Raw genomic sequence first — 12,943 nt, 5'->3', positions numbered from 1 at the left:
GTTGCTGTGTGGCGGGTCTTACAGCGCTGCTTCGTCAGCTTCGCCGGTACGAATCCGAATAACGCGCATGAGCTCCGCGACGAAAATTTTGCCGTCGCCAATTTTTCCGGTGTAAGCCGCTTTACTGATGATATCGATCACCTCTTCCAGTTGGTCGTCGGCGATAGCCACATCAATTTTGACCTTCGGCAGGAAATTCACGCTGTACTCCGCGCCGCGGTACAGTTCGGCGTGTCCTTTCTGACGGCCAAACCCTTTCACTTCGGTGACGGTCAGTCCCTGAATGCCAATGGAAGAAAGCGCCTCCCGCACGTCCTCCAGCTTGAACGGTTTGATAATCACAGTAACCAGCTTCATAGAACCCTCCAGTCAGAATTAGGTAACGGCTGCCGCCGCGCATGGACTCTTCAGGATGGATATTGCAAAGGATGTGCCAGAAGCTGGCGAGCGAGGAAAAGCGCGGTTAGCGGCGCGTCTTTATATTGACGCGCCCCAAAATCGAAGCAGGGAAAGAAAAACGCACCATGACGGTGCATGATGGGCGAGGTTTTGCTCTGTGGCGCCAAACCTTACGCCGCAGGGCCGGATTCTTCGTGTACGCTGGCGGCTAACTCCTCGCCAACTAACTGTAATTGATACATTTGCCAGTAGCGCCCTTGCGCCGCCAGCAATTGTTGATGCGTCCCGCGCTCCACCGCCTGGCCGCGATGGAGAACCAGAATGGTATCCGCCTCCACGATTGTCGATAGCCGATGGGCAATAACCACCAGCGTGGTGCGCTCGCGAATCGCCGCCAGCGCCTGCTGTATCGCCTGCTCAGTGCCGGAATCGATGCTGGCCGTCGCTTCATCAAGAATTAATATTTGCGGGGCGTCAACCAGCACGCGCGCCAGCGCCAATAGCTGTTTTTGCCCGACGGACAGCGTATTTCCCTGCTCGCCGAGATGCGTATGCAGCCCGTCGCTCAGGCCGCGCGCCAGATCTGCCAGTTGTACCGTTTCCAGCGCCTGCCACACCTGCGCCTCGGAGACATCGCGCCCCAGCGTCACATTAGCCAGAAAGGTATCCGCCATCACTACCGGGTCCTGTTGAACCATCGCCACGCCCTGGCGTAAAACGCGATGATTAAGAGAGGCGATTTCTCGCCCATCCAGCCGAATTTCGCCTTGTGTCAGGGGGTAATACCCCATTAATAAGCTGGCGAGCGTGCTCTTCCCGCTGCCGGTGTGCCCCACCAGCGCCACAAAGCTACGGGACGGTACTGAGAGCGTAATGTCCTGTAAAACAAGATTATCGTCGCGGTAAGCAAACGACAGATGATCAATATCAATCGCCCCGCTTTGTAACGGCCTGTCGTCGCTGCCATAGCGCTGGCGCGGGCGATCCATCAGTTCAAAAACACGTTCTCCCGCCACAACCGCCTGCTGTAGCATGGATTGCTGGGTGGTCAGTTCAATGAGCGGCTCGTTCAGACGTGACAAATAGCTAATGAACGCATACAGCACTCCGACCTCAATCGTGCCGGCAGACGTAAAGCTGAAAAGCATCAACAGACCGCACAAAATGAGCGCAGAAAAGAGGCTAAGCAGCGGACGCAATAAAAAGCCGTCTAAGCGTAGTGTCTGCATCCGCGCCATGTAGTGCGAGCGGCTGGCCTCGCCCATGCGTTCGCCGAAGCGCGCCTGCTGGCGAAACTGCTGGATTACGCTCATCCCGTTGATGATTTCGTTAAAGCCGTCGTTAATATCCGCCAGGTATGCCCGCACGCGGCGTACAATCGGCGTGCTGTAGCGCTGATAAATGACCATCACGGTCAATACCGCCGGAAAAATCAAAATCGCCACCAGCGCCATCCGCCAGTCAAGGCTGAACATAGCGACCAGCATGGCGCCGATCAACGCCGCGCTACGTAATACCGTTGCGACGACCGTGACGTACAGATCGCGGATGACTTCCGTATCGTTGGTCACACGTGAAATTAATTGTCCGACAGGCTGCGTGTCGAAGGCGCTTAGCGGCTGGCGCAAGGCGGCATCCATGACGTCCGTGCGCAAGGACTGAACCACGCCAACGGCCGCCCGGTTAAATAATAAAGACTGGGCGTAATGCAGACCCGCCGCCAGAAACTGTAGCCCCACATAGGCGGCCGCCAGCCCCGCGACCTTGCCCAACGGTAAATGGTGGCGGGCCACCATGTTATCAATGAAATAGCTGATCAGCAGCGGACCGCTAACCTCCGCCGCCGCCGCAATCCACAGCATCATCACCGCGACAGAGAGCGGTTTTCGCCATGGCGAGCCATACGCCAGCAACCGTTTCAGCGTCGGCCATAGCTGTCCAAAACTACGCATTCACCGCCTCCTCGCCGCGTTCCGGCGCGTCATCCAGAGCGGCCTCCAGTTGCTGATAGCGATACATATCGCGATACCAGCCAATCTGCTGCGCCAGTTGATCGTGATCGCCGCGCTGAACAACATGACCATGTTGCATAACGATAATTTCATTGGCGTCGGTCAGCGCGGATAAACGATGCGCGCTGATGATGACCGTACGCCCTTCGCCCCACTGGCGCAAATTATGCAAAATCTGATGCTCCGTGCGGCCATCTACTGCAGAAAGCGCATCATCAAGAAGCAGAATTTCCGCATTTAACAGTAGCGCTCTGGCAATCGAGATACGCTGTTTTTGCCCTCCCGATAACATGACGCCACGTTCACCTACCTGCGTGTCGTAGCCCTGAGGCAAACGGAGAATATCCTCATGTACGCTGGCTAAACGCGCCACCTGTTCAATCTCCTCCTGAGTCGCCTCCGGGCGTCCGAGCGCAATATTATTGGCAATAGAGTCCGAGAACAAAAACGGCGTCTGGCTGACGACCGCCAGTCGGCTACGCCAGCTATCCAGTTGCAGATGCGTCAACGGCATGTCATGGAATCGGATCTCTCCCTGCGTCACATCAAAATGGCGCTGGATAAGCGACAATATTGTGCTTTTCCCCGCGCCGGTCGGACCGCATATCCCCAGCATCTGACCCGGTTTAAGACGAAAGTTCACATTCTCCAGCGCCGGATGCGTCGTTTGCGGATAGCAAAACTCACGAATGGCCGCCGTCAGTTCGCCGCGCCCCGCCGGGACCGGCTCTTCGCCATCCTTAACTACCGGCGCTTCCGCCAGCATGGCGCGGATGCGGCTGTATGCGGCGCTACCCCGCTCCACGATATTAAACATCCAGGCCAGCGCCAGCATCGGCCAAATCATCAACCCCAGATACATCATAAAGCTGGTGAGTTCGCCCAGCGTCAGGCTGCCGTTAACCACCATCCAGCTTCCGCCGCTAATCGCGAGCAGGTTCGCCATGCCAATGGCGATGTAAATGGTTGGATCAAAACGCGCGTCAATACGCGCCACGCGCATATTTTTCTTGCCGGTATCTTCGGCATCCGCCGCAAACAGCGAAGACTGGCGATCCTCCAGACCAAACGCTTTGATCATGCGGATGCTGGTCAGACTCTCCTGCGTGCGATCGTTCAGGCTGGAGAAGGCGGCCTGCGCCAGTTTGAAATAATCATGCAGCCGATCGCCGTAACGTTTGATCATCAGCGCCATAATCGGCATTGGCAACAGCGCTAATAGCGTTAGCTGCCAGCTAATTTGCGTCGACATGACAATCAGTACCGCGCAGCCCATTACCAGCGAGTCAACCAGCGTCAGAACGCCCTCGCCCGCCGCAAATACGACGCGATCCACATCATTCGTCGCGCGCGCGATAAGATCGCCCGTCCGATGGCGCTGATAAAATTCAGGATGCTGACGACTCAGCTGGCGATAATAATCCTCACGCAGTTCGACGGCTAATTGATAAGAAGCGCCAAATAGCAGCACGCGCCAGACATAGCGCAACAAATAGACCACTACGGCGATCAGGGCAATGGTGCCAATCCACATCGCTATTCGGCCTGGAGTAAAATGCTGTGCGGTTACGCCATCCACGACAATCCCCACCACTTTGGGCGGGATCAGCTGAAGCATCGCAATAAGCATAAGCAGGGCCACCGCGCCAAGATAGCGACGCCATTCCCGGCGAAAGTACCAGCTTAATTGAGCAAATAATCGCACGCGTTATTTCCTGATATGATTTCCGGCAATACCGGGAGAATTATTCAATGGGCAGAGAGGTGGTGTACTTAATCTGTTCCATCGCAAAACTGGAGGTGACGTCTGACAGTCCTGGAACGCTATTGACCAGACGTTTATAGAAGTCGTCATACCGCTTCATGTCGGCCACCTGAACTCGCATCAGATAGTCGTATTCCCCCGCCATCCGCCAGAAGCCAAGCACTTCCGGCATCTCAGAGACGACGGTCACGAACCGACAGTACCATTCACTGCTGTGGTGCTGCGTTTTTATCAACACAAAAGCGGTTAATCCCAGCCCCAGTTTTTCCGGGTCCAGCAGCGCGACCCTGCCAAGCAGGATACCGTCATCTTCCAGGCGTTTAAGCCGCTTCCAGCAAGGCGTTGTCGTCAGATTAACGGCATCCGCCAGCGCCTGCAAAGAGAGGGTACAGTCCTGCTGCAATAAGCAAAGCAGTTTACGGTCAATTTTATCTAACATACCCACTCCATAGAGAATATTTTTCTCCTTACATTGTAATTTAAAGGTCAAATAGCAACAATTTTTTCCGTACTTTTCGCTACTCTTGGCACAAAATGATAAATGGATATTAATGATGAGTAGCAATTGGGTTAAAAATGCCATTAATGAAATTAACGCTGACCACCAGCGCTCGGCGGATACGCATCTTATTCGTTTGCCCCTGCCGGCATTTCCAGGTATCCAGCTTTACCTGAAAGACGAAAGCACGCATCCCACCGGTAGCCTCAAGCATCGTCTGGCGCGCTCGCTGTTCCTTTATGGGCTGTGCAATGGCTGGATTAAAGAAGGCACTCCGATTATTGAAGCGTCATCAGGCTCAACGGCGATTTCCGAAGCCTGGTTCGCGCGTTTACTGGGACTACCGTTCATCGCCGTCATGCCCGCCTGTACCGCAAAACGTAAAATCGAACAGATTCAATTTTACGGCGGCCACTGTCATTTTGTGGAGAGCGCCTGCGAAATTTATGCCGCCTCCGAGCGGCTGGCGCATGAACTGAACGGTCACTATATGGACCAGTTTACCTACGCAGAACGAGCTACCGACTGGCGGGGCAACAATAATATTGCCGACAGTATTTTCCGCCAGATGCGCAACGAACCCCATCCGGTACCGCGATTTATCGTCATGAGCGCCGGAACGGGCGGAACCTCTGCGACGATTGGGCGCTATATTCGCTGCCAGGGCTATGATACTCAGCTCATGGTGGTGGATCCGGAAAATTCCGTCTTTTTACCTTACTGGCAGGATCGCGACGCTTCATTACGCAGCCCGGTAGGCAGTAAAATTGAAGGAATTGGTCGTCCGCGAGTAGAGCCTTCTTTTATTCCGGATGTCGTAGATGAGATGCTGCGCGTGCCGGACGCCGCCAGCGTTGCCACCGCACACTGGCTGGAAACGCAGCTAGGCCGTAAAGTCGGCGCCTCTACCGGCACGAATATGTGGGGAGCGCTGCAACTAGCGGCCCGGATGCGCGAGGCTGGAGAAACCGGCGCTATCGTGACGTTATTGTGCGATAGCGGCGATCGCTATCTGGATACCTATTACCATCCGTCCTGGGTTAGCGACCATATCGGCGATTTGACGCCGTGGTCAGCGGCCATCGAAAAATTACTTACCGGCGACTAGAAACAAAAAAAAGCCAGACTGAATGTCTGGCTTGCTGGAAGAGATCTCTCATTCGGGGGAATAAGGTAGATGCGGATTGTCCAGCCAATGCGTCAAAAAGTGTGATACCGCTTGATTACCACAATGTCCGATAACCGAAAGGTGTGGCAGCGCGGCGATAAGCTGCGGCATGGCATTGCCCATAATGAGCCCCCGCCCGACGCTGCCCAGCATTTCCCGATCGTTCATCGCGTCGCCAAACGCCATGCAATCTGCCAGTGAAAGCCCTAAATGGTTGCTCAATACCGCCAGCGCCGATCCTTTATTGCACCCCAGCGGTAGCACTTCCAGGCAGTCGACGGCAGAGAAACAGAGGTGCGCGCGTTCTTCCAGCGCCTCATTGAGCTGAATGCGCAAACGGATCAGATCGTCATGATCGCCGCAAAAACAGATCTTCGTCACCTGATGGGCCGGAATGCTTTTTATATCGATAACCTGATAACGAAAGCCGCTGTAGACGTGCGCCTGGAGTAGCGTGGGGATCTCCTGGCCTGTAAACCAGCCATTGTCATTAAACACATGCATACTGGCTCGGGTATCCCAGGCATGGTGCATCACCGTATCGGCAACCTGAGGATCGAGATCCTGACGATGCAGCACGTCGCCTTCCAGCGAGTGAATTCGCGTCCCGTTACCGGTAATAAGATAAGCATCCAGTGAAAGCGTCCCCAGAATATGCCGCATTTCCAGCACATGACGACCCGTAGCGAATGTCAGGGTGATATCGCGTTCGCGCAGACGCGCCAGCGTGGCGATCGTTTCTCTACCCAAATGGTGATCGGGCATTAATAACGTGCCATCCATATCAAATGCTGCCAGACGGGCCATCTCTTTCTCCACACTGTGACGCGGTTAACTTGTTGTTCAGTATTACCTGAGATATACGGAAGTAATAGTGAACAGATAAAAGGAAGTGTTCCGGGTTTCTATGAGGCTACTGAATCGGCTTAATCAATATCAACGCCTCTGGCAGCCTTCCGCCGGGGAAACGCAACATGTCACCGTTAGCGAACTGGCCGAACGCTGTTTTTGTAGCGAGCGCCATCTGCGAACGCTGCTGCGTCAGGCCCAGCAGGCAGGTTGGCTAAGATGGGAGGCGCAGTCCGGGCGCGGGAAACGTGGACGGCTCCAGTTTCTGGTCACGCCGGAATCGCTCCGCACCGCCATGATGGAACAGGCGCTGGAAAAAGGGCAGCAGCTCAACGTACTGGAACTGGCGCAGCTGGCGCCGGGCGAGTTACGGGCGATGCTCCAGCCTTTTATGGGCGGCCAATGGCAAAACGATACGCCGACATTGCGTATTCCCTACTATCGTCCGCTTGATCCGCTGCAGCCGGGTTTCCTGCCAGGCCGCGCGGAACAGCATCTCGCAGGGCAAGTTTTTTCCGGGTTAACGCGCTTCGACCGCGACAGTCAATATCCTTGCGGGGATTTGGCGCATCACTGGGAGATTTCCGCCGACGGTTTACGCTGGGATTTTTATATTCGCTCCACGCTGCACTGGCATAATGGCGATACGGTGGATACCGCGCAGCTACACGAACGCCTGGAAAGGCTGCTTACCCTACCGGCGTTAAGCAAATTGTTTATTAGCGTCGCACGGATCGAAGTAACGCATCCTCAGTGCCTGACCTTTCTCCTTCACCGACCTGATTACTGGCTGGCGCATCGTCTGGCGAGCTATTGTAGCGGTCTGGCGCATCCTGACCTGCCGCTTATCGGCACCGGTCCTTTTCGCCTGGCGTTGTTCACGCCGGAACTGGTGCGTCTGGAAAGTCATGACCATTATCACCTCAGCCATCCGCTGCTGAAAGCGATTGAATTCTGGATCACCCCGCAACTGTTTGCCCAGGATCTGGGCACCAGTTGCCGCCATCCGGTGCAGATTGCCATCGGCAAACCGGAAGAGCTGGCGACGCTGAGTCAGGTAAGTAGTGGTATCAGTCTTGGCTTTTGTTATTTAACCCTCAAAAAGGGCTCACGGCTCAACGTACAGCAGGCGCGGCGTCTGATACATATTATCCATCATACTTCGCTGCTGAAAACCTTACCGGTAGATGAGAACTTGATTATGCCAAGTCAGGGGCTGCTACCCGGCTGGACAATCCCGCAATGGCAGGACGTTGATGAAACGCCATTGCCGAAAAAACTTACCCTGGCGTATCACCTTCCCGTAGAGCTGCATACGATGGCGGAACAGCTTCGACATTACCTGGCGACGCTCGGCTGTGAGTTAACGTTGATTTTTCATAATGCCAAAAACTGGGATAACTGCCCTGCGTTGGCGCAAGCGGATCTGATGATGGGCGACAGGCTGATCGGCGAAGCGCCGGAATATACGCTGGAGCAGTGGCTACGTTGCGATCAGATCTGGCCGCATGTCCTGGACGCGCCTGCGTTTTCCCATCTGCAGGCTACGCTTGACGCTCTGCAAATTCAGCCCAATGAAAAAGATCGCCGCGCCGCGCTACAACAAGTTTTTGCTAACCTGATGGATGACGCCACACTTACGCCGCTGTTTAATTATCACTATCGCATCAGCGCCCCACCGGGCGTTAACGGCGTTCGACTCACCCCTCGCGGCTGGTTTGAATTTAGCGAAGCCTGGCTTCCGCCGCCTTCGCCGTGAAGAAGCTGGTCGGGATTATCCGTACGCGTTACCATATTGGCTTTCGTCATTGATCAGGATAACTATGAAACGCGCCGTTGTTGTATTTAGTGGAGGTCAGGACTCCACCACTTGTCTGGCGCAAGCGCGGCATCAGTATGATGAAGTGCATTGTGTCACGTTTGATTATGGTCAGCGCCACCGCGCAGAGATTGATGTCGCGCGCGCACTGGCGTTAAAACTTGGCGCACGCGCGCATAAAGTGCTGGATGTCACTTTACTGAACGAACTGGCGGTCAGTAGCCTGACGCGGGATAGCATTCCGGTGCCGGACTATGAACCGAACGCTGACGGTATCCCCAATACTTTCGTACCGGGACGCAATATTCTCTTTCTGACGCTGGCGGCGATTTACGCTTATCAGGTCAAAGCCGAAGCGGTGATCACCGGCGTTTGCGAGACCGATTTTTCCGGCTATCCAGACTGTCGCGATGAGTTCGTCAAAGCGCTGAATCACGCGGTGAATCTGGGCATGGCGAAAGATATCCGTTTCGAAACGCCCCTAATGTGGATTGATAAAGCTGAAACCTGGGCGCTGGCCGATTATTGGGGCCAACTGGATTTAGTTCGCGAAGAGACGCTGACCTGCTATAACGGCATTAAAGGCGATGGCTGTGGTCATTGCGCAGCCTGTAATCTGCGCGCTAACGGCCTGAATCATTATCTGTCGAATAAAGCGGCGGTGATGGCGGCAATGAAGCAAAAAACCGGGTTAAGGTGATTGTTTTGCCGGATGGCGGCGCACGCGCCTTATCCGGCCTGGCGATATTCACCATGGTCAATATCGCCAGGCCGGACAAGTTCAACGCCATCAGACAGCGAGGCGTTATTGCACCATCTGTTCCAGCTTTTCACGCAATTCGCCTTCCAGCGGCAGCGCTTTTTGCGTTTTTAAATCAATACAAACAAACGTGATGAGCGCATCAGCCACCACCTGCCCTTCTGGCTCCAGCGTAATCGTCTGGCTTAATACGCCGCTTTTACCGTTAAGCTGTTGTACCTGGCTGGTCACGGTCAGTAGATCGCTCAATACCGCCGGGCGACGGTAATTTATATTGATGTTTACCACCACAAAGGCAATATTGCGGGCCGTCATCCACTGAAAGCTGTCGCTGTTTTCCAGCCCATCCCAACGGGCCTCTTCCAGAAACTCCAGATAGCGGGCATTATTAACATGTTGATAAACATCAAGATGATATCCACGAACTTTGATTTGTGTTTGCATAGCGCAATAACCTTACGTTGTTGTTATAAGTAAACGACAAGTACAGAGGTCATAACTGGTATGACCTCTACAGTCTGGCAAATTTTTGCCACTGTGCAAGTGATTACAATGTTAAAACTGCCAGATTACGCTCCACCAGCGCGCTTCCCATTCCCGGCACCTGCTTTAAATCATCCACCGTTTTAAAAGGACCATACTCCTCCCGATAGCTCACAATAGCCTGCGCTTTTTTCAGCCCAACGCCGTTCATCACCCGCGCCAGATCCTCCGCAGACGCGGTATTAATGCTCACCCTGGTACCTTCATCATCGCTGGCTTTAGCAGGTAATGCCGCTTTGGCGGAGGATGAAGAAGGCGTATCCGCTTTTGTTTCCACCGCTGCATTTTTTGCGACAGGCGTCGCCGCCAGCGCGCTATGGGCCATGCCCGCGCAGGTTAAAGAAAGTGTAATAAGCAGTGCTTTAATTCCGTGTTTCATACTGTTTTCTCCTTGTTTGTTAACAGTGCAGCCACGATAGCGGGGCGGAGAAAAACGAACAAACGACAATTCTCAGAAATGGAAAAGGCCGCGAAAGCGGCCTTTGTGGGATACAACGTTTTGCAATTTTTTGCGAAGCGCCTCGACGATTACTGCTGTTCCAGAGCGTCGCCGATTTTGATTTTCGCCTCTTTACGCAGATTGCTCATCAGCGCCTCAAAGACAATTTGCGCATTGTTCTGCGTGATGCCCTGCACCATCGCTTTTTTCTGCGCTTCCGGCATGGCGCCCGCTTTCACCTCGTCAAACGCCAGCAGAACGACGTTACCCTGCATATCGTTCGCCACGCCATAAACTGGCTTATCTTTCGTCGGAAGGCTTAACGCAAAGGCCGCCTGACTCACCGGATCCTGACTGGTACGACTTAACGTTTTAGGCTCGCCAAAACTCAGACCCGCCGCTTTCATCGCTTCCGCGCCTTTGCCCGCTTTCAGCTCGACCAGCAGTTTTTCCGCATCCAGCTTCGCCTGTTGTTCCGCTTTGTTATGCTTCACCAGGGCAGTGACCTGTTCTTTCACTTCTGCCAACGGCTTCACGGCTTCAGGTTTATGTTCGCTCACGCGCACAACAAAAGCCCGGTCGCCATCTACGGTGATAATGTCTGAATTCGGCCCCGGCGTACCGTTTTCGCCTACCAGACCGCCATTAAAGATAGCATCGGCTACCGGTTTGAAGTTCAGCTCTTCCGGTAAGGTGTCACGGCTAAACCAGCCGGTTTCAACTGCTTTTACGCCAGCGACCTGTTCAGCGCCTGCTAACGACTCATTGTCGTTGCTTGCCGCATCGCTCACCTTCTGCTGCAACGCATAGTAAGCATCCAGCGCTTTTTCCTGTTTCACTTTCGCGGCAATGTCGTCGCGAACCTCGCTTAACGGTTTCACTTTGGCAGGCTGAATATCATCCAGACGCGCCACCAGAAAACCGACAGACGACTTAATCACGCCAGATATCTGGCCTTTTTCTTTTAATCCGGCGTTTTTCAGTTCCGGCACCGTGGCAGACTCTTCCAGCCAGCCCATATCGCCGCCATTACGCGCAGAGATGATATCGGTAGATTTCTCTTTCGCCAGCGTGGCGAAATCTTCGCCCTTGTTCAGCGCATCCAGTACCGCTTTCGCATCATCTTCCGTTTTGGTCTGAATAATGCTGTAACGAATGCGCTCCGGCTGAGTAAACTGATCTACATGCTGGTCATAATAGGCCTGAATATCCGCATCGCTGACCGGTGCCTGCATCGTCGCGGCATCCAGCTTGATATAGCTTACGCGGAACTGTTCCGGCGTCATAAAGCGGACTTTATTCTGATCGTAGTAGCTGGACACTTCCTGATCGGTCACCTGCTGCTTCGCCGCCAGCGCGTTGACATCAATAACGGCTTCACGCACCACGCGCTGTTGAGAGACTAATGCCGCCAGTTCGTCGGTTTCCCCTTTCAGCATAAAATCAGTACCGGCCACGCCGTTGATCAGTTGCTGAGTGGTAAGCTGGTTACGCAGCGCCTGAGCGTACTGATCGGCGGTCATTCCCATCTGATTCACAATCGCGTTATAGCGGTTGTTGTCAAACTTACCGTCCACCTGAAAAGCGGGAGTGGCGAAAATCGCCTGTTTTACCTGCTCATCGCTGATGCCCAGTTTCAGTTCGCGGGAATATTGATCCAACAGCGCTTCATCTATCAGACGATTCAGCACCTGCTGGCGCAGGCTTTTCATATAACCTTCGTTGGCCGCCAGTTCAGAATACCTGTCGCCCAACTGCTGCTGCATACGGTTACGTTCGTTGTTAAACGCATTCTCAAACTGTGCCCGGCTGATTTCCTGGCCATTCACTTTTGCGGCGTAGTTATTGCTTCCGCCAATCAGGTAACCACTAACGCCGGTCAAAATGAACGACACGATAATGATAACGAAAATAATCTTGAGCACGAGACTGTTTGCAGCCGTGCGTAAGCTGTCCATCATGGTGTAACCACACTCCGCTGTAGGTGACTTTACACTTTATCTTTCAGGCGGCTTCTCCGCTGGCTACCGAGTGATTCGCTCAGTCGCCGCGTCGACGCAACCTGAATGATTTGCGTATAGAGACTTCACGCGCATCGCATTTTCTGAACGCGGCGCACAAAAGCCTATTGTGACAAGAAACGAGGGCAATTGTCAGCCCGCAACGCACAGAAAGTCCCGAATCGCCAATAAAAAAGGCACATCAGTTGATGCGCCCTTGTACTTTGTCACATCCCCCGAGGGGATCACGCTTAGTTTACCGCGTCTTTCAGCGCTTTACCTGCACGGAAACTCGGCACTTTGGCAGCGGCGATGGTGATCTCTTTACCTGTTTGCGGGTTGCGACCAGTACGGGCAGCACGCTCTTTAACAGCAAAAGTACCAAAGCCTACCAGTGCAACGTCATCCCCTTCTTTCAGAGATTCGGTAACAGAAGCAATAATCGCATCTAACGCACGTCCAGCCGCAGCCTTAGAGATATCAGCCCCTGCAGCAATTTTTTCGATCAGTTGAGATTTATTCACTCTTCTCTTCCTCTTTATAATTTATATCGCACCTGAATCCTTCGAAGTACGACCGCGCAGCAGTTATATCAGGCCTGCCACGCCCTTACAACACCCGTTAATGGTGGCAGACCCAATCAACCATCTAAATTAGCTATACAAAAAAAGGCTGGCAAGTCCGAAATAG

At 53.8% G+C, this 12,943-nt stretch carries 12 protein-coding genes; 3 read left to right on the top strand and 9 right to left on the bottom strand.

The genetic code is table 11. From position 1 onward, the window contains the following. Window positions 1-18: 18 nt before the first annotated feature. From glnK to decR, 4 genes are all read right to left on the bottom strand, one after another. Entirely contained in the window at window positions 19-357 is a 339-nt protein-coding gene (glnK, locus tag J4650_RS18525) for a P-II family nitrogen regulator (RefSeq protein ID WP_000780341.1), read from the bottom strand. 212 nt (window positions 358-569) lie between these two features. Further along, the gene (locus J4650_RS18520; RefSeq protein ID WP_001256079.1) at window positions 570-2,351 is read right to left on the bottom strand and encodes a SmdB family multidrug efflux ABC transporter permease/ATP-binding protein; all 1,782 of its coding nucleotides are present in this window, start codon (window positions 2,349-2,351) and stop codon (window positions 570-572) included. Then, window positions 2,344-4,116, bottom strand: coding sequence for a SmdA family multidrug ABC transporter permease/ATP-binding protein (locus J4650_RS18515; protein WP_001235560.1), 1,773 nt, complete (start codon window positions 4,114-4,116; stop codon window positions 2,344-2,346). The genes J4650_RS18520 and J4650_RS18515 overlap by 8 nt, the downstream gene beginning before the upstream one ends. 40 nt (window positions 4,117-4,156) lie before the next feature. Next, window positions 4,157-4,615, bottom strand: coding sequence for a DNA-binding transcriptional regulator DecR (gene decR / locus J4650_RS18510; RefSeq protein ID WP_000884593.1), 459 nt, complete (start codon window positions 4,613-4,615; stop codon window positions 4,157-4,159). Window positions 4,616-4,727: 112 nt separating this feature from the next. Here decR and cdsH point away from each other — a divergent pair, with 112 nt between their 5' ends. Beyond that, window positions 4,728-5,783 carry a cysteine desulfhydrase gene (cdsH, locus tag J4650_RS18505; RefSeq protein ID WP_023994252.1) on the top strand — a complete coding sequence of 352 codons (1,056 nt, stop codon included), beginning with the start codon at window positions 4,728-4,730 and terminating at the stop codon, window positions 5,781-5,783. Window positions 5,784-5,831: 48 nt separating this feature from the next. Here cdsH and cof read toward each other — a convergent pair whose 3' ends face one another. Next, the gene (cof, locus tag J4650_RS18500) at window positions 5,832-6,650 is read right to left on the bottom strand and encodes an HMP-PP phosphatase (RefSeq protein WP_023993896.1); all 819 of its coding nucleotides are present in this window, start codon (window positions 6,648-6,650) and stop codon (window positions 5,832-5,834) included. Window positions 6,651-6,750: 100 nt separating this feature from the next. Between cof and J4650_RS18495 the strand changes: the two genes are divergently transcribed. Further along, window positions 6,751-8,451 (top strand): SgrR family transcriptional regulator, encoded by a 1,701-nt coding sequence (locus J4650_RS18495; protein WP_001238160.1) that lies wholly within the window; start codon window positions 6,751-6,753, stop codon window positions 8,449-8,451. Window positions 8,452-8,515: 64 nt separating this feature from the next. Continuing rightward, entirely contained in the window at window positions 8,516-9,211 is a 696-nt protein-coding gene (gene queC, locus J4650_RS18490) for a 7-cyano-7-deazaguanine synthase QueC (RefSeq protein ID WP_000817201.1), read from the top strand. Between the two features lie 105 nt (window positions 9,212-9,316). Here queC and fadM read toward each other — a convergent pair whose 3' ends face one another. The 4 genes from fadM to hupB all read right to left on the bottom strand — a co-directional run bounded on the left by fadM (window position 9,317) and on the right by hupB (window position 12,795). Further along, complete coding sequence (fadM, locus tag J4650_RS18485) at window positions 9,317-9,715, bottom strand: long-chain acyl-CoA thioesterase FadM (protein ID WP_001194543.1); 399 nt, start codon at window positions 9,713-9,715, stop codon at window positions 9,317-9,319. Between the two features lie 103 nt (window positions 9,716-9,818). Beyond that, window positions 9,819-10,193, bottom strand: a complete 375-nt coding sequence (locus J4650_RS18480) for a helix-hairpin-helix domain-containing protein (RefSeq protein WP_000680322.1) — start codon at window positions 10,191-10,193, stop codon at window positions 9,819-9,821. A 149-nt stretch (window positions 10,194-10,342) separates the two neighbouring features. Continuing rightward, the gene (ppiD, locus tag J4650_RS18475; RefSeq protein WP_000969434.1) at window positions 10,343-12,214 is read right to left on the bottom strand and encodes a peptidylprolyl isomerase; all 1,872 of its coding nucleotides are present in this window, start codon (window positions 12,212-12,214) and stop codon (window positions 10,343-10,345) included. A gap of 290 nt (window positions 12,215-12,504) precedes the next feature. Further along, the gene (gene hupB, locus J4650_RS18470; protein ID WP_254888479.1) at window positions 12,505-12,795 is read right to left on the bottom strand and encodes a nucleoid-associated protein HU-beta; all 291 of its coding nucleotides are present in this window, start codon (window positions 12,793-12,795) and stop codon (window positions 12,505-12,507) included. Window positions 12,796-12,943: the final 148 nt, after the last annotated feature.

It is taken from the genome of Salmonella sp. 32120201201600049SM (assembly GCF_017572835.1).
GTDB classification, from domain to species: Bacteria; Pseudomonadota; Gammaproteobacteria; order Enterobacterales; family Enterobacteriaceae; genus Salmonella; species Salmonella enterica.
Note: the sequence above shows the minus strand (reverse complement) of the source record. Positions and strands in the feature narration are given on the sequence as shown.